The sequence below is a fragment of the Pedobacter steynii genome, from assembly GCF_001721645.1.
Lineage (GTDB): Bacteria > Bacteroidota > Bacteroidia > Sphingobacteriales > Sphingobacteriaceae > Pedobacter > Pedobacter steynii_A.
This window is the reverse complement of sequence record NZ_CP017141.1, coordinates 5,299,316-5,321,404: the sequence shown is the minus strand read 5'-3', so window position 1 is coordinate 5,321,404 and position 22,089 is coordinate 5,299,316. Positions and strand designations below refer to the sequence as shown.

Sequence of the window (22,089 nt, the reverse complement as noted above, 5' to 3'; positions counted from 1 at the left end):
AAAGAATTTAACAATGAGAAACCAATCAAAATATATCATCCTGGCCTTCCTGTCCATAACCACCTTAGTTGGAGGATGTAAGAAAGACTTTTTAAACCAGGCACCGGAATCCAGTTTAACCAATGCCAATTTCTGGAAAACAGAATCAGACCTTAAACAGGGAGTCGTGGGCGCCTATAGTTCCTTACGTGGAATGGGGACCTTCAGCTATTGGGTATTTGGCGAAATGCGTTCGGACAATACTACTTTTCAATACAATGCGCCGCAACGGGGTCAGGAAAACAGGGAACTCGTGGATCAATTGCTGGTAAATTCTACCAATACCCTGATTCAGGACTACTGGAGAGATTGCTATGTAGCCATTTCCCGCTGTAACGATGTATTGAACAATGTGGGAAGAATCGAAATGCCGGCAGCCGCTAAGAGTCAGGCGACAGGAGAAGTTAAGTTTCTCCGTGCTTTCCATTATTTCAACCTGGTCAGACAATTTGGTGGGGTTCCTTTGCGTTTGGAAGCGATCAAATCGCCGGGCGAAGCACCTTCAAAAGGAAGAGCTTCAGTAGATGAGGTTTACAAACAGATCATCACAGACCTGACGGATGCGGCAAACGAATTACCGGATGTGGGCAGCTACCCTGCTTCGGAAAAAGGAAGGGCGACAAAAGGTGCAGCAAATGCGCTTCTCGGCGAAGTTTACCTGACACAGAAAAAGTTTGGAGAGGCATTAACTACTTTGAGAAAAGTGACCGGATATAGTCTTCTGTCGGCCTATAAGGATATTTTCCTGACCACGAATAAGAACAACGCAGAGTCTATATTTGAGATACAGTATTATTCAACGGCCGGTACAAATTTGTCCAGCAACTTCATGTATCAGTTTGCCCCCTTCAATTCAGGTACGGCTGTAACTAATGATCCGGGAACAAACCTGAACTTTAACAGTGGATGGAACACGCCTACAACGGATCTGATTGCTGCCTATGAGTCTGGTGATTTACGTAAAGACGTTTCCCTCGCAGAAGGTTTTACCAGTGGTTCTGGCTTTGTGGCTGTGCCTTATGTCAGGAAATACAACCAGGGTTTTGTACAACCGGGTCAGACCAATGTTAATTTTCCGGTGAGCCGATATGCAGATGTGCTGCTGATGATTGCTGAATGTTTAAACGAACAGGGATTTGCTCCTGATGGTGAAGCATTTGGCTTGCTAAATCAGATCAGAAGACGTGCGGGTCTCAATGCTAAAACGTTTGACAATCCGATACCTGCATTGAAGGTGAGCAGCCAGGCAGCGTTTAGAATTGCCATCGATCAGGAACGCAAAGTAGAGCTTGCTTTTGAAAATCACCGCTGGTATGACCTTGTCCGGACCGGTACCGCCATACCGGTGCTAACCGCCCATGGACAAAGAGAAATTGCCAAAAACCCAAGTCAGTTTCCGGCAGGATCTTATCAGCCTACACAAAACAAGTTATTACTGCCGATACCACAACGAGAGGTTAACCTGGATAATTTACCTCAAAACCCTCAGTAAAATAATTAACGCGCTCTTTTTAGGTTAATATGCTGGCAGTTGTGGCGACTGTCAGCATTTTTTTATCCATAAGGATCAATAGCGTAAAATTTCAGCATCAATTCTGAACCTGTCAGGACAGTACAGGTTGCTAATGATCGCTGAAGGGGTTATTATTGTAGAATTACACCTAAATTATGCTGATGAACTTTTTTTCAACGTTACTACTTGCGCTACCACTGAGCAGTATAGCCAAAGATCCGGTGATCGCCAAACCTGTCGCCCTCCAATGTGAATACCTCCTCAACCCGATCGGAATTGATGCCACAAAACCACGTTTATCCTGGTCAATGGCAGATACACGTCAGGATGCCAAACAAACAGCTTACCGGATAGTGGTTGGAAAAGATTCTGTAGCTGTCAGTAAAAAAAGAGGAACTTCATGGGATTCGGGTAAAATAACTTCGGCTAACCGACTGGTAAACTACACAGGGGAGCCGCTGACTGCCTTCAGCAAATATTTCTGGACTATAGAACTCTGGGATAAAAACGGAAAATTGGCAGGTAAGGCACCAGTAGCAAGTTTTGAAACCGGAATGATGACGGCAGATCCTTGGAAAGGATCCTGGATCAGTGATGGGAACGACATCAATAAACGACCGGCTCCTTATTTCAGAAAAGTATTTGAACCTAAAAAGCAGGTCAGGTCTGCCCGTGCATACATCGCGGCAGCGGGATTATATGAATTATACCTGAATGGTAAAAAGGTGGGTAACCATCGGCTGGATCCGATGTACACGCGTTTCGACAAGCGAAATTTATATGTTTCTTATGATGTGACGGCTCAGCTCCTGAAAGGCAGTAATGCGATTGGTGTACTCCTGGGCAATGGCTGGTACAACCATCAGGCAATTGCGGTCTGGAATTTTGATAAGGCAGCATGGAGGGCCAGACCAGCTTTTTGCATGAACCTTAGAATTACCTATACCGACGGAACAACGGCCACAATTGTTTCAGACGCCGACTGGAAGACTAGTTTAAGTCCGATTGTATCGAATAACATTTATACCGCAGAACACTATGATTTCCGCCGGGAACAAGCCGGATGGAACACCGTAGATTTTGACGATCACAAATGGGAACCTGTTGTCGTCCGAAAAGCACCTTCAGATCTGGTGGTAAGTCAGGCCATGCAACCCGTCCGTAATGTGGAAGAAATCCCGGTTAAATCGATGAAAAAACTGGATGATACTACGTATGTTTTTGACCTGGGCCGCAATATATCCGGAGTCACTAAAATCAGGATTAAGGGAGAAGAAGGCACGATTGTCCGTTTAAAGCATGGTGAACGTTTGTATGCCAATGGCAGAGTTGACCTTTCCAATATTGATGTTTACTACCGCCCCAAAGATCAAACTGATCCTTTTCAAACTGATATCCTCACCTTATCAGGAAAAGGAGATCTGGAATTTATGCCGAAATTCAATTATAAAGGTTTTCAATATGTAGAAGTAACCAGCAACAGGCCGGTACAGTTGACCAAAGAAAGCATTACCGGCTACTTCATGCACAGCGATGTGGCTTCAAAAGGCAGCATCAGCTCTTCTAATCCTTTAATAGATAGATTGTGGTGGGCGACCAACAATTCTTATCTGTCGAACCTCATGGGCTACCCTACCGATTGTCCGCAACGCGAAAAAAATGGCTGGACAGGCGACGGGCATTTCGCGATAGAAACAGGCTTATTTAATTTCGATGGGATTACCATTTATGAGAAATGGCTGGCTGATCACAGGGACGAGCAAAAACCAAATGGCGTGCTGCCTGATATTATTCCTACCGGAGGCTGGGGATATGGAACCGCCAATGGAACCGACTGGACCAGTACAATAGCCATCATCCCATGGAATATCTATCTTTTTTATGGCGACAGTCAGCTTCTGGCAGACAGCTACGATAGCATGAAGAAATATGTGGATTACATCACACAGATCAGCCCTAAGGGACTTACTACCTTTGGCCGCGGAGATTGGGTACCCGTTAAATCTAAGTCCGACCTGGAATATACTTCCTCCACCTATTACTTTGTAGATGCAACCATACTGGCAAAAACAGCCAGGATTTTGCATAAACACGCGGATTATGACCATTACCGCAAGCTTGCAGATCAAATCAAAGCCGCAATCAATGGTAAATATTTTAATGCGGAAACCGGAATTTATGCCTCAGGAGTTCAAACCGAATTGAGTGTAGCCCTGCAATGGGGATTGGTACCGGAAATACATAAAGCTAAAGTTGCAGAAAACCTGGCCAAAAGAGTTGCGGCCGATGGAATGCATCTGGACGTTGGCGTATTGGGTGCAAAAGCAATATTAAATGCACTTAGTGATAACGGGCAGGCAGAAACAGCTTACAGGTTAGCCGCACAGGATACCTATCCCTCATGGGGATGGTGGATCGTAAATGGAGCCACTACCCTTTATGAAAACTGGGACATTAAAGCAGAAAGAGACATTTCACTGAATCACATGATGTTTGGAGAAATAGGTGGCTGGTTTTTTAAAGGATTGGGCGGCATCCACCCTGACGAACAATATCCTGGATTTAAGCGGATACAGCTACGCCCGAATTTTGTCAGAGGTCTTGATCATTTTAAAGCAGTGCACGAAAGTCCTTATGGAAAAATCATCTCAGACTGGAAAAGAACAGGAAATAAAGTAAGGTATATGATTACCATTCCACCCAATTCGGACGCCGTAGTTAGTTTTCCGGTAGATGATGGTAAAAAAGTATACCGGAACGGAAAGGTTATTGCTCCAAAAATCACACTTGGGGCTGGCGTATATCAATTTGAAATCGTTTAAACATGGCTTTTAGGGATAAAGGAAAAAGCCAATTAAAAACAGATAACAAACATAAAATCAAACATTTAAATTTCAAAAATAATCAGAGTGACGAATGCACATATAACTAAACAAAAAACCTTATATATTTGGGCTCAAATTTTACAATTATATTTTTATGGCAAAGGCATCTGAAATTAAAGTAGGAAATATTTTACGTTTCAATAATGAACTGGTAACAGTGACTGAAATCTTACATCGTACACCAGGTAAAGGTGGAGCTTTCTACTTAGGTAAGTTTCGTAATATTAAAACAGGGAAAATTGTAGAAGCCCGTTTAGGAACTGATGAGCAGGTTGAAATTTGCCGTGTAGAAACGAATGACTATCAATATCTATATGAAGAAGGAGATTATTTTGTAGTAATGGACAATGTCTCTTTTGAGCAGTTCAATATTCCTAAATCGCTTTTCGGACCATCTGCAAAGTTCCTTAAAGAGGGAATGAATGTGATCGTTTCCCTTGAAAGCGAAGAGCCAATTATGGCTCAGGCACCAAACTTTGTAGAGCTGGAAATTACTTACGCAGAACCTGCAGTTAAAGGTGATACTTCTTCTGGCGCATTGAAAATGGTGACTACAGAAAATGGAGTAGAGTTAAAAGTGCCTCTTTTTGTGAACCAGGGTGATAAAGTAAAAGTAGATACCCGTACCGGAGAGTATGTGGAGCGTGTGAAATAGTGAACACAAAAAAAATTTAAAGCGGCTCGTAGAAATATGAGTCGCTTTTCTTTTATCCGGAAATCCGGCTATTCTACCCAATAGGTTAATTGCACAACAACATAACCGTCTGGTCCAACCTCCGGATTACTTAGAGTAACGGTTTTCTGAACCGCCCCCTCCCAGGCTCCGGGATAAGCACCAAAAGTATAGGTTCCGGCAGGAAGCCCTTCAAATTTGTCTTCATCTTCCTGGCCACCCGGATAATAGTATTCTCCTGTGGCTTCATTCCTTGCCCAAAAACCACGCAGGCCGGTGCCACCTGAAACCGGGTTGCCATAAATGTCAACCAAGGTGATGCGCACGTTATAATCGGTGCTGATTTTTTTCTCTGATGATACCGGGGCTCTAAAAGCAGTTCGCTGATCGATAAGGGAACCGGTTAATGGTGTTGCATAACCTGCGGCAGAAATTGAAACTGACAACAGGCTGAGGATGATTGTTTTTTTCATAACGATAATGTTATTTTAGGGATTAAATGATCACGTTAAGATAAGGATTTTCTTTCTTCGAAGAGCCTCACAATCTGATCTGGAGTCTTATCCAGCTGATCTGCCGATACACGAACTGAGCTGGCATTTTTAAGTTCAACGACCAGGGTATGTCTCGTGTGGCTGATCATCGTACCTTCTTCGGTTTTGCTCTGATAGACCGTCTTCTCTATCCGACTGGACGCGATGTCCTTCCATTCGTAAAATCCATCCTGTCTAAATCGTACCCCTATACCAGTCAATATCATTTCCTGCGGGAACCGTAGATAATAAATGACATAAACCCCGATCCAGGTCACAAAAAGCATATAAATAATCAGGAGTATAAACGCGATGATGCCCACATTGTAGTCGTACAAAATATAAGCTGCCGGGAGTAGGAATATGATCACATTGGCCATTTCCAAAGGCAAAAATCTCCAGGATTTTTTAATCACCAATGTTTTCCTGTTTTCCATTTTCTAAATATCAGAATTTTATTTTTCGGTTGGGATTTAAATTTCAGCTCATATCGCATGTCGCAACATCCCCCTTTATTTGTCGGTTATACCCGTTATTTCCTGTGGCGGGGATGCTTATATTTGCATAGCGAAAATACTTAACCATTAAAGCTTTAAAAACCATGAAAAATTCCATTTATCCATGTCTGACCATCAGAGGTAAGATTGCAACAGCCTCAGATTTTTACCTGGAAACTTTCGGAGCCGGAAAAGTTAGCCAGACCTCTCCTTTTGTTATACAAATTGAATTGAGCGGGCAAAAGTTTATGCTGCTTAATGAAGGGCCAATGGCCTCGCCCAACCCTGCGGTTTCTTTTATGGTGGTTTCAGAGCAGGCAGAAGAAACAGAGAAATACTGGAATAAATTAATAGACCAGGGTAAGATCCTGATGCCGATAGACCGCTACGACTGGAGTCCGAAATATGGCTGGGTAGAAGATAAATTCGGCGTTTCCTGGCAGCTATATACCGGAAGCAAAGCAGATACACCGCAGAAATTCAGTCCTGCTTTGATGTTTGCGGGAGCTGATGCAGGTAAAGCTACTGCTGCTATAAATTTTTACACCCGGCTATTCCCTCAATCCGGTATTCAGGGAATATTAAAATATACAAAGGAAGAAGGCCAGAATCCTGATTTTGTTAAACATGCCCAATTTAAGATCAATGATTTTACGATGATGGCTATGGAAAACTCTTTCGATCATGGTTTTGGTTTTAATGATGCCATTTCATTTGTGGTAGAATGTGAAACGCAGGAAGAAATTGATAAATACTGGTCGCAGTTAACCGCTAATGGAGGTGCCGAAGTGGCCTGCGGATGGTTAAAAGATCCCTATGGAATCAGCTGGCAGATCATACCCAAGGACTTAGGGAAATTAGTGACTGACCCTGAACGCAGCGGAAGGGTGATGAACGCCTTAATGAAGATGAAAAAACTGATTATTGCGAACCTGGAAAACGCGTAACCTGCTTGTTTTTGTAAAATAAAAGCTAATTTGCCAGCCCTATTCCGCTTTTATATGAATAACCTCCAGTTCGAAAATATCGCCAGACAATGGTTTGCAGCCTTCAATACACAGGATCTGGATTCATTACTGGAATTGTACGATCAGGAGGCCATTCACTTCAGTCCGAAACTCAAGATAAGGCATCCTGATACTAAAGGCCTGGTAAGCGGCAATGCTGCTCTCCGGCAGTGGTGGAAGGAGTCTTTTGAGCGTTTGCCCTCCTTGCGTTATCAGCCGACTTCATTCACCGCCAATGATCAACGCGTCTTTATGGAGTACATCAGAACCGTGGATGGGGAGCCAGATATGCTGATTGCTGAGGTGCTGGAAATCAGCAATGGAAAAATAAAAGCCTCGAGGGTTTACCATGGCTAGGATCTGGTTAAATTTGTATCTTTAGTAAAAGAACAACAATGGGCAAATATCAACAGGAATGGAAACTGATGCTTCAGAAAGAGGAGGCATTTAAAGATTGGAAGATCAGGTCCAGTGGTGGTGACTTGCTGATACGTGTACCTGAAGATACCGACATGGACGTGCTGAAAATGCAATTCTCGGATCTGATTGGCCCATTGGCCGCCTTAATTAAATCACCTAAAACTTCCCTTAAATTCTACGTAGGCACGACAACCGAAGCAGATTTTATCTTTACCCTGAATTAGAATCTTACCGAATGACATCCTTCGCGGGAATTTGTTATTTTCTTCTGCTAGTGCTGGGTTAAAGCTCATGCGCTGAAATACAATTTCAGTTCCGAAGACAAAGCCAGCAAGAGATTTAGCTGATGTTGCAGTGTCCCCTCATGCGCATTCATTTCTACAGGTTTATCTGAATTCAATACTGTATTAACACTTTTCAGGTTCAGGTTCCCGCTATGAGCAACACCGTATTCCAGATTACTCAGGGCCTCCGATAAAAGCAATATGCCCGAATCCTGCTTTATATTTTGTTTTGCAGAAAGCGATAAGGAAGCAATAATCGAGTTGATCCGGTAACTGAGAATCTGAATCCCATAAATTCCCCTCAGGTCTACCTGTTTACTTTTAGGTTCCAGATGCATATACTGAAGGGCCTCAGAAAATTTGGCCAGCTGGATATAACTGTTTTTTCTGGCCAGTTTAGATTCCGTTATTCCGACTTCAGTTCCCCATAGCTCTCCCTGGACTTTAAGTAAATAATTCCTGTTGGCTTCAAGAATGTTTGAAATCAGATTTTTTAACCCTTTTGTTTCCCAGATTGGAAAAAGAAAAGCGGCCAGGAAAGCGATGACACAACCAATAACAGTATACAGGATCCTTTCTGTAATAATATGATCGGTATGACCGTCATAAATACTGAGGCATAAAATCACCATAGAGGTAATGAACATCACGCTCACGGCATATTTGATGCGGTTGAACGTGAAAAATCCAAGCAGTAAAAATGCTGATATGACTAAAAGTACCAATACCTGTTTAATGATCAGCAATAAAGCAATTCCGATAACGGCACCGATGAAAGTACCGGATAACCGTTCCACATTCCTCTTCCAGGTTAGTCCGAAACGCGGTTTTGCAACGATAACGATGGTAAGCAATAACCAATAACTATATTTTCCAAAAGGAAATACCAGGGTAATGAGATAAGCCAGTAAGCATAACAGTGCCAGTCTTAAGGAAAATTTAAATACTGGTGAACTGAAAGAGAAGTATTGTTTTAAGGAAGTCAGGCTAAACAGCTGAGGAGATAAAAAATGTTCATAATCTGTATTGCTCCAGCTGAGGTCAGGATGAATCAAAGACATCGGCTGATCTCCTTTAATTACCTGAATATGCAGCACAATGTCTTCCAGGTTCTTAAGTATCTTAAAAAGGATCTGGGCATTGGTTTCTTTTTCTGAGTCAGCAAGCCGGGTCAGTTCTGCTTTAGCCCGCTCAAATTCAATAGAACGCCCTGAAGCCAGAATTTTCTTTGGCCTTAAGAAAACGCCACTCAGCACATCCAGTTCCTCCGCCAGGATCTCAATTGATTCCATGATGAGGTTTAACGCCCCCGTTTTGTCGAGCGCTTTTCTTACATCTGCATAATCATAATGAATCGCCGTAACCTGTTCATAAAGGTCAATTACACTGATGGCCGTACGCAACAATTGTTGTCCACGCTCATTTGCAGGTTTCATCGCTCCTTTATCGCTGAGCAACAGGTTTCTCACCAGCTCCTGCTTTTCATTTACTTTTATATGTAAAGCGATCGTTTCACTATAACATTCTTCCAGGTCAACCTCGGGATCATAACAACGGGCTTTAGACTTTAAAAATGCAGAAGTAGTGGTAATGCATTCAAAAATAGCCTGATGCAGGGAACGGTATGGCCAGATCACAATCTGGATAAGGCTGATCAGATAATACCAGCAACCACCAAGAAAAACATACCAGCTAAACAACAGCGGATCATGCGGATGTAAGCCAAGGGTAAAAATACCCAGGATAATGGCCATGGTTCCTGTTAAAGCGAGCCGGTTTCCAAATATGGCAAACATGGAAAAAACAAAAGAAAGCAGAAAAATGCTGCCCGCAGTTAACCATTGATTTCCGAGCGAGGAAGAAACAGTCAGAGCGGTCAGAAAGAAGGAAAGGATGCTGATCACCGAGCTTCTCAGCTTATTGGTTCTGTTTCCGGGAGCATCTGTCAGGCTGATCAGTAAAGCACCCACACCTACTCCTATGGCCATATTGGGCTGATGATAAAAAAACAGCAGCGCAAAGGGCAGCACAATAGTTATGGTATTTCGTAAGGCATCAGTAAAGTACTCCCCATACACTAAACTGATCAAGCTGGTTTTTATGTTATCCCATTTCAGCAAATCCCTACTAAACATAATTATGATATGAATTTATTATTTAGCGGCAAAACTATTGTATAAAAACCGAATGTGGTTAAAGTTCAGCTATTTTTTCTAAAATTTAAACCCGGTCCACCTCATGAAGTATAAATATTGGCTGATAAAAACCTGATTACCAAATGAAACAGATTTTGAATATATTTAATAGTTGAATTCAAGAATATGGTTATTCACCACTAAACCAAATAAAATGAAAATCGTAAAAACTGTACTATGTATCCTTTTCGGTCTGATGTTTGTCAATGCCGGATTAAACAAATTCCTTAATTACATGCCTATGCCGGAAATGACGGCCGAGCAAATGAAACTAATGGAAGCTTTTGTTAAGATTTCCTGGTTGATGCCATTAATCGGCGCAATTGAAATCATTGGAGGGCTGTTGTTTATGTTACCAAAGTTCAGAGCCCTTGGCGCCATTGTTATTTTACCGGTTACCGTAGGTATTGTCATGCACAATGCCATTTTCGAGCCATCAGGCCTGGCCATCGCCCTGCCATTTTTTCTGATCAACCTATGGATCATCGGAGACAACTGGAACAAATATAAACCTATGATCAGTGACTACAAATCATAGGTTTAAACAAACTGATGGAAGCAGCTGGTTAAGCATGCTGCCATCAGTTTGTTTGTGCTAAAAGCTTAGCTATCATTTTCGCTAACTTCTGCTTGTCTTTTTGATAAGGCGCTAAATTAAAAAGACTTACTTTTTTAAATTCAATAGGATGACTTTCGCTCTGCAAGGCAATATACCCCCCTGTTAAAGCTTTGCCATTCTCTTTCATTTTAGGATCATAATTCGCTACGTTTCCTCCACCTATCTGAGGTTTTGTATACTCGAGCACCACTTCCTTATCGATGATGTGTTTAATCACTGAATCACCCAACACCAGAAATTCAGCGGTAACCCACTGGTCGCCGGCATAAGTTTTTGATTTAGAATCTAAACAATGCGGGGTAAATAATTTCCCTTCATAAACAACTTGTGTACCCGGTGTACAAAGGTTGCTGGTGGGACGAATGTGTGTACCATCACCCCCCAGGATTTGTGCTTCTATAGAAATTGGAAAATCCTGGTCTTTTAACATGGTTTCAGGAGCCTGACAATGTAGCATGGCCCCACTGTTCCGTAAAGCCCATCCCTCTCCCCCTTTGGCTTGTTCTCCAACAAAACGATAGGTGACTCTTAACAGGTAAAAGGAAAATGGTTTGCGGTAAAAAATATGACCATATTGCTGATCAAAATCTCCATACCCTTCGTAATTTACCTTTATCAGTCCTTCTTCTACACGAAATGTATTAGCATAGTTCTCGTTATAATCATGTTTGGAAATTTTAATATTCCAGTCTTTCAGGTTTTTGCCGTTAAACAGTTGAATCCAGCCTTTTTGAGCGGAGGACTGGTTTACGAATAAAAAGGTTAAGGATACAAAGAGTGACAGGCTGATTTTTAGTTTCATACTTAAAATAAATGGTTCGTTTTAAAAATAGGAATTTAAATCGAGCTGACAACAGGTAAAATCTCTTCCGGGGGTATTGATCAATGGAATGAAACACTTGCGACAATTACCTTATATTTGGAACAAGCTTTAGTTAACTACAAAAAGATATGGCATACGATGATCAATTGGCCAACCGGGTCCGGGAACTACTTTCCGATCGTAACGATGTGACTGAAAAAGAAATGTTCAGTGGTGTATGTTTTATGGTGGATGAAAAGATGTGCATCTGCATCTCGGGTGTAGAACTGCTATGTCGCATTGGTGCGGAAAAAGTAGAAACGGAACTGGAAAATGGCAATTGCCGGAACATGATGAATAATGGCCGGGTGATGAAAGATTATGTATACGTAGAAGAGCTGGCATTTGATCAACCACAGAAACTTCGGTACTGGGTGGACCTTTGCCTCGATTTTAATCCAAAAGCCAAAGCAAGCAAGAAAAAAAAGAAACCATGAAATCGCAGAACAGCAACCTTAGGAGCAGGCTTAACTATGCTTTATTATTGATTACTGTAATTATTTTAGGTATCCTATCCAGAAAAACAACTATTATTCCTTTAATCACAGGTGATATACTCTATGCGATAATGATGTTTTTTCTCATCAGATTTCTGTTCATCAGGTTAAATTATCTTAAAGCTGCTTTAATCAGTTTGACAATATGTTACCTAATTGAACTTAGCCAGCTCTATCATGTGGCCTGGATAGACCAGATTAGGAATACCAGTTTAGGCGCATTAGTGCTGGGACGTGGATTTCTTTGGAGCGACATGGCTGCCTATACCATAGGAACTGCAGCTTGCGTATTCCTGTATTTGCTTATCATTGTCGTCAAACAGCGTCCATCCTAAGGTGATAAAGGCATTATCATCACCTTTTCTTAACTGTTTAACATGAGACAATTCCATCGCCGGGTACAAATCAGACTTCATCAACCCTAAGTTCGCCTCAACAAAGTTTAACATATCATTTACGTTAGACCTTAGTGCACCATTAGCCGCTACTGCCGGCATATCCCAATTCGCAACAGGTTGTCCATAGGCATTATGCCCGATCGCCATATTACTTCTTATTGCGGGTGTTAAGGTAATCACCGTACTGGTCATTTTTAGAGGTACACAGATCTGCTCCTTTACCAGGGTTTCATAATCCTTGCCAGACACTTTACTGAGTGCCTGTCCCAGCAGCGAATAGCCGGTATTGGAATACTGAAATGAGGAACCTGGTTCACTGGCAGGCTGAAACCTGGATACATAATCATACAATTGTTTAAGGGTATAATCTGCATAAGGGTTTTCCAGATCATTGGGGTAACTGTTATCCGGAAAGCGTGGGAATCCTGAGGTATGGGTAAGTAAACTCAACAGGCTAATCTCTCTTATCCTGTTACTTCGGGGATTAATCAGTTCCGGTAGAAATTTCAAAAGCGGGTCGCTTAATTTGAGCTGTTTCTTTAAGCTCATATCAGCCATCATGATTCCGGTAACTACTTTTGTGATCGAACCAATTTCGTACTCCGTATTGCCATCCGGTAAACGATGGTCTTTATCGCTTAATACTCCTGCACTAACGATATGTCTGCCATTGGCATCAACAATTCCAACAATAATGCTCTTACTCCGCTTATTCGCAACTTCGTTTTTTAGGATCGTGTAAATGCTATCCACAGATATTTGTCCCGATACAGCGCCTGGACTCAGGAAGGCGATTAGCAATATAAAGGGAGCTATGAATTTCAAGAGGGTTTTAGACATGATATACATCGTTTAAATATGGGGCAGAATATTAATGTTTTTTGGTTTCCAGATCAACTTCAGCATTGAACAGATCAATAAGTTCTCTAAGTTCATAAAATTCATTGAACATAAAGATTCCTTTATTTTCAAATTCGTCTTTAATGGCCCCCTCACTCTTTCCGAAAATCCAGAAATCTCCTTTCTTTGCCAATTCCATACCGATCTTGCTGTGATCAACCACTGCACATTCAGAAGGTTCAAGTCCAATGGCTTTAGCGGCATCAGGAAAACTCATGGATTCACTGAAGATCTGTTCCTCCGTAAAAAAGGAATTTAAGCCTGCTTTCCTTAGTACATCTTCTATTTTGGTTTTGCTATCAGTGGAAAGAACGAAATATGGTAATTCCAGATCTTTTAACACCTCTTTAACCCCTACTGTTTCCATTAACGCTTCAAGGTTAAAGATGATGCATTTTATTTTCGATGTTAGCGCTGAACTCTTCATAATATTTTATAAGCTGCAGCACTTCTTCCAGCTATGATGCCACGAACAAACAGAAATACAAATCAATATATATCAGTCAATTAAAAACAACAACGCACAGCCTACATGTCCGATATTGAACAGCTGGCGCACAATGCCGGACAGTCTGATCTACTTCTTACCCTTTTTCCACCAGATCAAAAAGCCGGTAAGCGGCAAGGCTGCAGCTACCAGTCCGGCAAAAAAAGCCAGCACTTTTCCGGTAAGTCCCAATACACTTCCCGTGTGCAGGTCATAGTTCATGGAGATTAGCCGGGAACCTAAAGCCTGCTTGTTAAATTCCAGCCCTTTTTGCAGCAATGCTCCGCTGTACCGGTCAAACCTGTATTGCACCTTATCATATAAATTCATTTCGCTTTGATAGGCCGACACATTCACTGTTCCGCTTTTAGCAGCAGGAAAATTGTATAAAAAATAAGCGGTCTCCGGAGAGGCTTTTAATGCCTGATCCAAAATCCGGTCTGCCGGCATCACATCAACCATCCGCGTGGTATCAGAAAATACCTTTGACTTCTTTTCGGTCGTCAGTTCGAAAGACCACATCAATCCGGTTAAAGCAATTATCATCAGAATCAGGAAACTATAAAAGCCGGTTACATTATGTAAATCATAATTCAGCCTCTTAAATTTCGCATCCCATTTGACCTTAAAACTCTTCTTTAGTTGCTTTCGTTTCCACTTTTTTGGCCACCACAACACCACACCTGAAAGCAGTAAAACAACAAAGCAAACAACCGACCATTGCACAATGAAATGTCCGACACGATCGCCCATCAGCAGATTCATATGCAAAGCCAGCACTACAGTAAAAAACTCATTCTTTGCGTTTTCTTTATAGATTACCTGCCCGGTATATGGGTTCAGGTATACTTTATAATAATAATCATAATAATTCCAGTAGCCAAAAGCTTCCCGGTTGAGCTTCAGGGCCCGGAACATATAGGTACGCCCCTTTTCCAGGGAGAGCTCTCCACGGGAAATCTTATGCTCCTTTCCCATCGCCTGTTCCGCCAGCGGCAGCAACTGACTTAGGGGCAAATGTGAAGCACCGGCCGGAACCTCTACATAGAGCCTGTCTTTATAAATCCATTCCTTGATTTCGTCAGCAAAGGCATAAATTGAGCCGGTAAGTCCGAGCACAAATACCACCAGCCCGGAAATTAATCCGAGCCAGAGGTGTAAAAAGCGTATGATTTTCTTAAAATTTAAATGTGACACTTGCAGCAATTGTTCTTGGTAGCTGTGGACTTAATGTCCCCTGACCTGTAAAATAAAGTTCATCGGCGAGATTATCGACTTTAACGCCCAACCGGTATTGCGGTTTATCATAAAACACCGTAGCAGTAGCCATGATATAAGAAGGCAATATAAATACACCAGTAGTTTTCGAATTGGCCGTTAAATGTTTACCGATATAGTTTACCCCTGTTCCAAGACCCAGGCCCTTCAAACTCCCTCTGGGAATGGCGTAGCTAATCCATGAGTTGATCAGTGTGGTAGGTCCTGCCGATGCTGGACGTCGGCCTTCAAGCGCTACAGTTCCTTTAACCAGCTTGCTGTCGTTATAGCTGTAACCTGCAATTACATTCAGCCCCGCAAATGGATTTGCAATCAGTTCAAGCTCTATTCCCTTACTTTTCTGTGTACCGTTCTGTACCGTGATCAGGTAATCCTTCCCATCAACATTAACCTCTTCAGGTCTGGTCATATTCGTCACTTCAATATCGTATACACTTGCCGTAAAACTTAATTTACCTTCCAACAGATCCATTTTCGCCCCCGCTTCAAATTGATTGGCATGTTGCGGTTTAAACGTCCCGGAAGCACCCGAACCTTCAGGCTGGCTGATGGGTGCCACATTGCTGAATCCGTTCATATAATTTCCAAATAATGAAACTCTGTCTTTCAATACCTGATAAACCAAACCAAACTTCGGAGATACCGCCGTTTGCATATAATACCCGGAACGGGTATTGTTATTTTGATTTAAAATTCCTTTATTCTGAAAACGATCAACCCTTAAACTTAGCATCGCCATTAATCTGTCGTTAAGATTCAACACGTTAGAGGCATAGGCACTATAAATATTACTTTTTCCATTGTTCTTGGTTGGGAGGGCTGTACTGGTGGCCAGCTTAGCCTCCACTGCAGAACGGGAGATCTTTACATAATTTGGATCGGAAGGATTTAACCCACTTACATTGTCAAATACAATATAGGGCGAATTGCTGTTATTTACGGTCTGATTCAAATAATCCAATCCAACTACCATTCTGTTGCGCAAGCCGAATATTTTAAAATCGCCAATAAAATTCTGCTGCAGATCTGTAGAGGTGTTCACCGAATTCTGCAGCGAAATATTTCTTTCCAGCATTTCATCTGACTTCGCTTCCCGAATAAACTCATATTGGTAAAAGCCATCGGATTTACGTGAATTGCTTGAATAAATAGTTTGTGAAGTCCATTGATCAGAAAGCTTATAAGTAAGCTGACCTTTAATATTCACTGTTGGGTTCTTCATGATCAGGTCGTTGGTGGTGTAAGACCGCTTCCAGTCAAAATTCAACTCCTCAGGTGTTTTTGCAATGAAACCACGAACCCTGTTCAAAAAGATTACCGAAGGACTCGTACCTTCCAACTGATAAAATCCTGCATTCAGACTGACGTTCAATTTTTCATTTACGCGGTATTCCAATGCCGGCGCAACAAATATTGACTTCCTGAATCCGGCATCCTGAAAGCTGTTCTGGTTCTGATAAGCAGCATTCATCCGGAAGAGCAACTTTTTGTCCTTATTTACGGGACCATACACGTCGGCACTCAGTCGATTCAACCCATAACTACCCGTCGTGTAATTCACTTCACCCCCGAGGCTGTCTACCGGCTTTTTAGTGACGATATTGATTAATCCGCCAAAAGAAACTACTGCTCCACCAAATAAAGTACCTGAAGGGCCCTTAATCAGTTCAACACGTTCGATATTTGCAGGTTCAATCTCCCCATTAGTTTGGGCAGGCACACCGTCGGTCAAGGCTGCCTCTGTTCTGAAACCACGCATACTGTAAAATGAAGCGCCATCACTATTGATCCCTCTGCTTCCCTGGATCTTATACACACCCGGACTATTTTTTAGCGACATGCTGAACTCTGTTACCATCTGTTCGGTAAGCAGGGTTTTTGGAATGGTGGTATAGATCTGTGGATTTTCCAGATTACCCAGGGGCATTTTTGCAGAGGTGGTGGTTTTCTTTACAGAAAATTTATTGGTACTTCCCCCATTAATCACCACTTCTTCCAACTGCTCATTACTTTCTGCAAGCATAAAATTTACGGATACCGTTTCTCCGGCTACAACCCTCACCTCCTTCTCCTGAACGCCCAGTCCTACAAAACTCGCTATCAGTTTATACTCACCGGCTTCCAGGTCTTTCAACAGGTAATTGCCTTTTGCATCCACCTGTGCACTCTTTAAACCTTTAATCCCTACCGTAACAAATTCAGCAGCTTTTCCATCATTAGTTCTGACCGTCCCCTTAATACTACCTCTGCCATCGGAGGTCCGGATGGTTACCTGCATCCCTTTTACACTCAACCCTTTGAGCTCAGCACCGAGTAAGTCCGCCAATACCTCCTTTAGGGGCTTCTGTCTGAAATCTATATTTACTTTCCTTTGTATGTCCAATTGCGTACTGCTGTAAGAAAATTGTACTCCCGTTTCCTTTGTAATGGCTATAAGCACATCACCTAACCTTATGTTGTTTAATTGGAGTGTTACAGTTTTTTCCAATACCTGATTTTGCTGCCCGAAACTAACACAGGGCAGATATAAAATGCTGAAAATTAAAAGCAGAAATTTTACGAATTGTTTCTTCTGGGTACATCCTTTGTACATACTTTTGTTTGTTGTTAAATTAATGATGAATTGATTTTTCAATAGCCCGGTGTGAAGTTTGCCGACTGAAACCGGGTTTATTTATATTAAGCGAGGGATGATCAATAGAATACAAATGTCTGTCCATCTTGCTGATAACGGAATTTCATGGCAAAAGCCATGCTTTCAAGTACCTCTTTAAGTGAGGGATTGTTAAAATTTCCGGTGTAACGCTCAAGGTGCAATCCTTTTCTGTTGATTTTTATTTTCACGTTATACCAGCGTTCCAGGATTTGGGCAGCCTCTCCGATGGTTAAATTATCCAGTAACAATTCATTGTTTTTCCAGGCGATATATTTAACGGCATAAACTTCTTCTGTCTTCAGGAATGGAGCTCCTGCTGAGAGATCAAAAACACCCCTTTTATTGGCGGTCAGTATCACCTGCTGTTTATCCGAATCCCCAGAAAACTTAACCTTTCCTTCTTCCACAACAACAGATGTCGTGGTTTCGGTTGTCAGCGCCCTTAAGTTAAATTTCGTACCAAGCACCTGTACCTTTGTTTTTTTAGTGTGGACAATAAAAGGTTTTGAAGCATCCTTTGCAATATTGAAATAAGCTTCTCCACTGAATTCCAATTCTCTCAGATCGTTTTTAAAATTCTCAGGAAAGCGCAGCACACTTTCCGCATTTAACCAAACCACTGTTCCGTCGGGTAGCGTTACCATCAGCTTTTCTCCTTTCGCAGTTTTTACTTCTTTATAAGCCTGTATCTGGTTTTGAATTTCATTCTTCGAATCTGTATTTGAATAATAGAAAAAGGCAGCGCCAATTACCAGCATCAGGCAAGCCGCAAACTGCCAAATCATACGATAATTGTCTAATTTTAGACTAGCCACAACCTCAGGTTTAGGGGAAATGTGGTAGCGACCGGAAATCTTCCTCCAGCCCCGATCTCCGATTACTTTTAAATCGGTATTTTCCGGAAAGCTCATTTCTACTTCTTCCGAATCCAGCCATTGCTCCACAATTCGCTGTTCTTCCGGACTACATTCTCCCCGATGATAACGTTCAATAACTTCCTTATTAACCTTCATAAATATCAGGCACCCCTATCATACACCTGTATCTATAAGCCGGATAAGTAAAGATTTTCCCTAGGTGGAATTTCCAAGAAAATGACATTATTTTACAACTACCTGAATTCCTGCAAATTAATCCTTAAAAAACTAAGTGCTTTGTAAAGGTGATATTCTACCGTTTTCTCCGAGATCGTTAATGCGGCTGCAATCGCTTTATTGTTCATACCCTGTTCCTGACTCAGGCGATAGACCTCGCGACATCTGCAAGGCAACTCATCCAGCAACAGATTCAGACTTACTTTCAGTTCATTAAACAAAACCGATTCCTCTGTACAGTTTTTTGAGCAACACTGACTTTGTAAAGCACAATTGATATGTTCCCGCCGACTATTACTAGTACGCAAATAATCGAATGCTTCCAGCTTTGCAGCGCGGTTCAGGTATTTTTCGATACTGGTATTGATGGTGATTTTATGCCTTCTCTCCCATAGGGAGGCAAACAGATCCTGGCTAATTTCCTCAGCAACCTCTTCGTCCTGAGTATAGTGGAAGATAATTCCAAAGACATTTTCCCAGCAATTCCGGTAAATTTGCTCAAAGCCACGCTCTTCTATAAGCGGGGCAGCAACTTGCCTGAGTTGATCCGGATTTGAATTAGATAATGGCACTTGATCAGATTTCCCCAAAGCTAACAATTAACTGGAATCAATCTAAATAAATAATAATTTTATTCCGCTCACCTCATTAGGACCTTATGCCCATAGCCGCAGTGGTCAGACAAAACCTGACCACTGCGGCTATATTAGCATTTTCCAGATGTAATTTTTAGCGCAGTGATCTGAAGGCCGCACGAAGTTCTTCCGCAAACAATTGCGGTTCTTCCCATGAAGCAAAGTGGCCGCCTTTTTTAACCTCATTAAAATAGATCAGGTTTTTGTACGCACGCGCCGCCCAGCTTCTTGGTGCCTGATAAATCTCCCCAGGAAATACCGTTACCGCTGCAGGAATAGAGATATCTACCGCATTGAAATTGTTGGCGTTATTTTCCCAATAAAGCTGCGCTGAAGATACAGCCGTATTCGTGAGCCAGTAAAGCGAAATATCATCCAGTATTTCATCTCTGGTTAATGATTTTTCCGCATCTCCGCCACTATAAGTCCATTCGTTCATTTTATCGTAAAAAAAAGCAGCAAGGCCTGCAGGAGAGTCAGACAAGCCATAGCCAAGGGTCTGTGGACGCGTAACCATCATCCCTGCATACCCCCCGCCTTTGGTATATAAATGATTTAGTGATTTAAACGCCTTTTTCTCCTGATCAGATAAACCTTCCGGTTCCGGATCTCCGTTTTTTAATGCTTTAGCAATGTCTGCAGGGACGGTAGCAGGCATATTTACATGGATGCCAAGTAAACCCTCAGTTTTTTGACGCGCCATCTTATCCGCAACCACAGAACCCCAGTCGCCACCCTGCGATACATAACGTTTATAACCCAATCGTTTCATCAATACATCCCACGCCCTGGCAATATGATCTGCATCCCAGCCTGTAGTTGTGGGTTTACCTGAAAAACCGTAGCCAGGCATTGAAGGCAGTACCAGATCAAAAGCGTCTTCTGCACGTCCGCCAAAAGCAGTTGGATCAGTAAGCGGACCAACGATCTTCAATAATTCAAAGATGGAACCAGGCCAGCCATGCGTAATAATTAAAGGCATAGCATTCGGATGTTTGGAACGAATGTGTACAAACTGAATATCCAGTCCATCAATTGTGGTCACAAACTGCGGCAGGGCATTTAGTTTAGCTTCCGCTTTTCTCCAGTCGTAATCCTTGCCCCAGTAAGCAACGAGTTTCTGGAATTTCTCCAGCTTCACACCTTGACTTTGGTCGCTCACCGTTTCCTTATCCGGCCATCTCGTAGCCAGGATACGCTGACGAAGATCTTTTACTGCAGCTTCCGGAACATGAATAGGAAACGGACGAATTGAAGTTGGGTTATTAACATCAGCCGAGGTTTGCGCGAAACCGGAAGTTCCGCTTAGCATTAATGCCGTTGCAATAATTACATTAGTCAGGATAGATCTGTTATTCTTCATTGTTTTAAGTTTTAGATTTTGTAAAATTTATTTGATTACTGATCCAAAACTACTGCCATCTGGCCTGCTGATCAATCAGCAAATGGCTTAAGCAGACGAAGCACAGCCTGAGTTAGTCATTTTAAACCTTGAATTTTCAAATTCAAATAATGACCTGCAAACAAAGCCAAATCCCGGGGTTGAATTTGTCCACTTCAACCGGTAAAACATTGATTTCAATTACAATAGGAATTAATTTCAATCCTATGAAAAATCCAGAAACTGCAATCAGAAAACAATTACTCGCTATCCTGATGTTCTTTACATCGGCGCTTTCCATTTCCACTGCCAGATTCGAGCAAAATCCGCAGAGTTGCGGAATGATGGTAACGAGTATTAAGAGAAAGAAGAAGAATGAGCAATCCCCACCACTTTCCCCACTACTATAATTGCCGGATAAGTTAACCCTGCCCCGGCAGCTGCAGCCGGCAAATCCCCGGCCTTGCACACCACTTTCTTTTGTTGTGGTAAAGAGGCATGTTGAATGATTGCTGCAGGCATATCCCCTAGTCCGGCATCTTTATAAACTCCTGCGATCTCCACCAGTTTTCGCATCCCCATATAAATAACAACCGTTGCAGCGCTGTTAATCGCGCAACGCAAATCGTTCGACAGGCTTCCATCCTTCTTCGTGCCCGTAATGATCCACATACTTTCACTGGCTCCCCGATGCGTTAAAGGAATACCACTCAGCCCACTGGCCTGCATGCTGCTGACACCAGGAATGTAATGCGCAGAAATCCCGTGTTTTTCAGCAAATAATACTTCTTCAAAGCCTCTTCCAAAAATAAACGGATCACCCCCCTTTAACCGTACGACTACCTGATGTGTTTGGGTATATTCTCTGATCAATTCATGAATAATCTCCTGAGGAGTATAGTTTCCATACGGCTGTTTGCCTACATAAACCATTTTACAGTGCTTCGGAGCAATTTTTAGCAGTTCTTTGTTGATTAAATTGTCATAAAGTATCACTTCTGCCCTCTTCAACACCCGATATCCTTTTAAAGTGATCAATTCCGGATCTCCAGGACCACCACCCATCACAAAAAGCCCAAAATCATCTTCTTTTTTATTCATTTCTATAAATATTTAGACATAAAAACTAAAAACAAACTAATAATATAACCAAAAATAGATTATTTAATGATAAAAATCATGTTATTGTATTTTTATGTTCATAAAATCATATATTTACACTACAAAAATCATATA

General features: G+C 42.0%; 22 protein-coding genes. 10 read left to right on the top strand and 12 right to left on the bottom strand.

Going from position 1 to position 22,089, the window contains the following annotated elements:
- The first annotated feature begins 13 nt into the window (after positions 1-13).
- The 3 genes from BFS30_RS22005 (at position 14) to efp (ending at position 5,092) form a co-directional block, all read left to right on the top strand.
- Complete coding sequence (locus BFS30_RS22005) at positions 14-1,531, top strand: RagB/SusD family nutrient uptake outer membrane protein (RefSeq protein WP_069381255.1); 1,518 nt, start codon at positions 14-16, stop codon at positions 1,529-1,531.
- A gap of 182 nt (positions 1,532-1,713) precedes the next feature.
- Positions 1,714-4,374: a glycoside hydrolase family 78 protein gene (locus tag BFS30_RS22000; RefSeq protein ID WP_157263004.1), complete on the top strand. Its 2,661-nt coding sequence runs from the start codon at positions 1,714-1,716 to the stop codon at positions 4,372-4,374.
- Positions 4,375-4,531: 157 nt separating this feature from the next.
- The gene (efp, locus tag BFS30_RS21995) at positions 4,532-5,092 is read left to right on the top strand and encodes an elongation factor P (RefSeq protein ID WP_069381253.1); all 561 of its coding nucleotides are present in this window, start codon (positions 4,532-4,534) and stop codon (positions 5,090-5,092) included.
- A 68-nt stretch (positions 5,093-5,160) separates the two neighbouring features.
- Here efp and BFS30_RS21990 read toward each other — a convergent pair whose 3' ends face one another.
- Together BFS30_RS21990 and BFS30_RS21985 are read right to left on the bottom strand one after the other, a co-directional pair.
- The gene (locus BFS30_RS21990; RefSeq protein ID WP_069381252.1) at positions 5,161-5,583 is read right to left on the bottom strand and encodes a hypothetical protein; all 423 of its coding nucleotides are present in this window, start codon (positions 5,581-5,583) and stop codon (positions 5,161-5,163) included.
- 35 nt (positions 5,584-5,618) lie between these two features.
- Positions 5,619-6,080, bottom strand: coding sequence for a hypothetical protein (locus BFS30_RS21985; protein WP_069381251.1), 462 nt, complete (start codon positions 6,078-6,080; stop codon positions 5,619-5,621).
- A 164-nt stretch (positions 6,081-6,244) separates the two neighbouring features.
- Between BFS30_RS21985 and BFS30_RS21980 the strand changes: the two genes are divergently transcribed.
- Genes BFS30_RS21980 through BFS30_RS21970 form a run of 3 tightly spaced genes read left to right on the top strand, consistent with a single transcriptional unit; the run spans position 6,245 to position 7,791 of the window.
- Positions 6,245-7,087 carry a VOC family protein gene (locus BFS30_RS21980; RefSeq protein ID WP_069381250.1) on the top strand — a complete coding sequence of 281 codons (843 nt, stop codon included), beginning with the start codon at positions 6,245-6,247 and terminating at the stop codon, positions 7,085-7,087.
- Positions 7,088-7,141: 54 nt separating this feature from the next.
- The gene (locus tag BFS30_RS21975; protein ID WP_069381249.1) at positions 7,142-7,504 is read left to right on the top strand and encodes a nuclear transport factor 2 family protein; all 363 of its coding nucleotides are present in this window, start codon (positions 7,142-7,144) and stop codon (positions 7,502-7,504) included.
- A 38-nt stretch (positions 7,505-7,542) separates the two neighbouring features.
- Complete coding sequence (locus tag BFS30_RS21970; protein ID WP_069381248.1) at positions 7,543-7,791, top strand: hypothetical protein; 249 nt, start codon at positions 7,543-7,545, stop codon at positions 7,789-7,791.
- 65 nt (positions 7,792-7,856) lie between these two features.
- Here the strand turns inward: BFS30_RS21970 and BFS30_RS21965 are convergent, their stop codons facing one another.
- Positions 7,857-9,986 carry an FUSC family protein gene (locus BFS30_RS21965; protein WP_069381247.1) on the bottom strand — a complete coding sequence of 710 codons (2,130 nt, stop codon included), beginning with the start codon at positions 9,984-9,986 and terminating at the stop codon, positions 7,857-7,859.
- Positions 9,987-10,200: 214 nt separating this feature from the next.
- Between BFS30_RS21965 and BFS30_RS21960 the strand changes: the two genes are divergently transcribed.
- A complete protein-coding gene (locus tag BFS30_RS21960; protein ID WP_069381246.1) occupies positions 10,201-10,584 on the top strand; it encodes a DoxX family membrane protein in 384 nt (127 codons plus the stop codon).
- Between the two features lie 43 nt (positions 10,585-10,627).
- On the opposite strand, the gene BFS30_RS21955 is transcribed toward BFS30_RS21960, so the two are convergent.
- The gene (locus BFS30_RS21955) at positions 10,628-11,467 is read right to left on the bottom strand and encodes a 3-keto-disaccharide hydrolase (RefSeq protein WP_069381245.1); all 840 of its coding nucleotides are present in this window, start codon (positions 11,465-11,467) and stop codon (positions 10,628-10,630) included.
- 149 nt (positions 11,468-11,616) lie between these two features.
- On the opposite strand from BFS30_RS21955, the gene BFS30_RS21950 reads away from it, so the two are divergent.
- Positions 11,617-11,964, top strand: a complete 348-nt coding sequence (locus BFS30_RS21950; RefSeq protein ID WP_069381244.1) for a TfoX/Sxy family protein — start codon at positions 11,617-11,619, stop codon at positions 11,962-11,964.
- The gene (locus BFS30_RS27580) at positions 11,961-12,359 is read left to right on the top strand and encodes a DUF2809 domain-containing protein (protein WP_083252184.1); all 399 of its coding nucleotides are present in this window, start codon (positions 11,961-11,963) and stop codon (positions 12,357-12,359) included. Before BFS30_RS21950 ends, BFS30_RS27580 begins: the two co-directional genes overlap by 4 nt.
- Here the strand turns inward: BFS30_RS27580 and BFS30_RS21945 are convergent.
- From BFS30_RS21945 to BFS30_RS21915, 7 genes are all read right to left on the bottom strand, one after another.
- Complete coding sequence (locus BFS30_RS21945; protein WP_167353182.1) at positions 12,246-13,262, bottom strand: serine hydrolase domain-containing protein; 1,017 nt, start codon at positions 13,260-13,262, stop codon at positions 12,246-12,248. The genes BFS30_RS27580 and BFS30_RS21945 overlap by 114 nt on opposite strands.
- A 31-nt stretch (positions 13,263-13,293) precedes the next feature.
- Positions 13,294-13,689, bottom strand: a complete 396-nt coding sequence (locus BFS30_RS21940) for a hypothetical protein (RefSeq protein ID WP_069381242.1) — start codon at positions 13,687-13,689, stop codon at positions 13,294-13,296.
- A 210-nt stretch (positions 13,690-13,899) separates the two neighbouring features.
- Positions 13,900-15,006, bottom strand: coding sequence for a PepSY-associated TM helix domain-containing protein (locus BFS30_RS21935; protein ID WP_167353181.1), 1,107 nt, complete (start codon positions 15,004-15,006; stop codon positions 13,900-13,902).
- The gene (locus BFS30_RS21930) at positions 14,987-17,575 is read right to left on the bottom strand and encodes a TonB-dependent receptor (protein ID WP_237028637.1); all 2,589 of its coding nucleotides are present in this window, start codon (positions 17,573-17,575) and stop codon (positions 14,987-14,989) included. The genes BFS30_RS21935 and BFS30_RS21930 overlap by 20 nt, the downstream gene beginning before the upstream one ends.
- Positions 17,576-17,781: 206 nt before the next feature.
- Positions 17,782-18,756, bottom strand: coding sequence for a FecR family protein (locus tag BFS30_RS21925; RefSeq protein WP_069381239.1), 975 nt, complete (start codon positions 18,754-18,756; stop codon positions 17,782-17,784).
- Positions 18,757-18,854: 98 nt separating this feature from the next.
- On the bottom strand, positions 18,855-19,409 hold the full coding sequence (locus BFS30_RS21920) for an RNA polymerase sigma-70 factor (RefSeq protein WP_069382608.1): 555 nt from the start codon (positions 19,407-19,409) through the stop codon (positions 18,855-18,857).
- Positions 19,410-19,566: 157 nt separating this feature from the next.
- A complete protein-coding gene (locus tag BFS30_RS21915) occupies positions 19,567-20,835 on the bottom strand; it encodes an epoxide hydrolase family protein (protein WP_083252182.1) in 1,269 nt (422 codons plus the stop codon).
- A gap of 245 nt (positions 20,836-21,080) precedes the next feature.
- On the opposite strand from BFS30_RS21915, the gene BFS30_RS27845 reads away from it, so the two are divergent.
- Positions 21,081-21,263: a hypothetical protein gene (locus BFS30_RS27845; RefSeq protein WP_157263003.1), complete on the top strand. Its 183-nt coding sequence runs from the start codon at positions 21,081-21,083 to the stop codon at positions 21,261-21,263.
- On the opposite strand, the gene cobA is transcribed toward BFS30_RS27845, so the two are convergent.
- The gene (cobA, locus tag BFS30_RS21910; RefSeq protein WP_069381238.1) at positions 21,211-21,954 is read right to left on the bottom strand and encodes a uroporphyrinogen-III C-methyltransferase; all 744 of its coding nucleotides are present in this window, start codon (positions 21,952-21,954) and stop codon (positions 21,211-21,213) included. The two genes, BFS30_RS27845 and cobA, sit on opposite strands and share 53 nt — an antisense overlap.
- Between the last annotated feature and the right edge of the window lie 135 nt (positions 21,955-22,089).

Coding starts and splice junctions, on each gene's coding strand:
- BFS30_RS21950 (WP_069381244.1), top strand. CDS start 11,617: ATGGCATACGATGATCAATTGGCCAACCGGGTCCGGGAACTACTTTCC.
- BFS30_RS21980 (WP_069381250.1), top strand. CDS start 6,245: ATGAAAAATTCCATTTATCCATGTCTGACCATCAGAGGTAAGATTGCA.
- cobA (WP_069381238.1), bottom strand. CDS start 21,954: ATGAATAAAAAAGAAGATGATTTTGGGCTTTTTGTGATGGGTGGTGGT.
- BFS30_RS22000 (WP_157263004.1), top strand. CDS start 1,714: ATGAACTTTTTTTCAACGTTACTACTTGCGCTACCACTGAGCAGTATA.
- BFS30_RS21955 (WP_069381245.1), bottom strand. CDS start 11,467: ATGAAACTAAAAATCAGCCTGTCACTCTTTGTATCCTTAACCTTTTTA.
- BFS30_RS21925 (WP_069381239.1), bottom strand. CDS start 18,756: ATGAAGGTTAATAAGGAAGTTATTGAACGTTATCATCGGGGAGAATGT.
- BFS30_RS21945 (WP_167353182.1), bottom strand. CDS start 13,262: ATGTCTAAAACCCTCTTGAAATTCATAGCTCCCTTTATATTGCTAATC.
- BFS30_RS21970 (WP_069381248.1), top strand. CDS start 7,543: ATGGGCAAATATCAACAGGAATGGAAACTGATGCTTCAGAAAGAGGAG.
- BFS30_RS21960 (WP_069381246.1), top strand. CDS start 10,201: ATGAAAATCGTAAAAACTGTACTATGTATCCTTTTCGGTCTGATGTTT.
- BFS30_RS22005 (WP_069381255.1), top strand. CDS start 14: ATGAGAAACCAATCAAAATATATCATCCTGGCCTTCCTGTCCATAACC.
- BFS30_RS21990 (WP_069381252.1), bottom strand. CDS start 5,583: ATGAAAAAAACAATCATCCTCAGCCTGTTGTCAGTTTCAATTTCTGCC.
- BFS30_RS27580 (WP_083252184.1), top strand. CDS start 11,961: ATGAAATCGCAGAACAGCAACCTTAGGAGCAGGCTTAACTATGCTTTA.
- efp (WP_069381253.1), top strand. CDS start 4,532: ATGGCAAAGGCATCTGAAATTAAAGTAGGAAATATTTTACGTTTCAAT.
- BFS30_RS21975 (WP_069381249.1), top strand. CDS start 7,142: ATGAATAACCTCCAGTTCGAAAATATCGCCAGACAATGGTTTGCAGCC.
- BFS30_RS21940 (WP_069381242.1), bottom strand. CDS start 13,689: ATGGAAACAGTAGGGGTTAAAGAGGTGTTAAAAGATCTGGAATTACCA.
- BFS30_RS21915 (WP_083252182.1), bottom strand. CDS start 20,835: ATGAAGAATAACAGATCTATCCTGACTAATGTAATTATTGCAACGGCA.
- BFS30_RS27845 (WP_157263003.1), top strand. CDS start 21,081: ATGAAAAATCCAGAAACTGCAATCAGAAAACAATTACTCGCTATCCTG.
- BFS30_RS21965 (WP_069381247.1), bottom strand. CDS start 9,986: ATGTTTAGTAGGGATTTGCTGAAATGGGATAACATAAAAACCAGCTTG.
- BFS30_RS21985 (WP_069381251.1), bottom strand. CDS start 6,080: ATGGAAAACAGGAAAACATTGGTGATTAAAAAATCCTGGAGATTTTTG.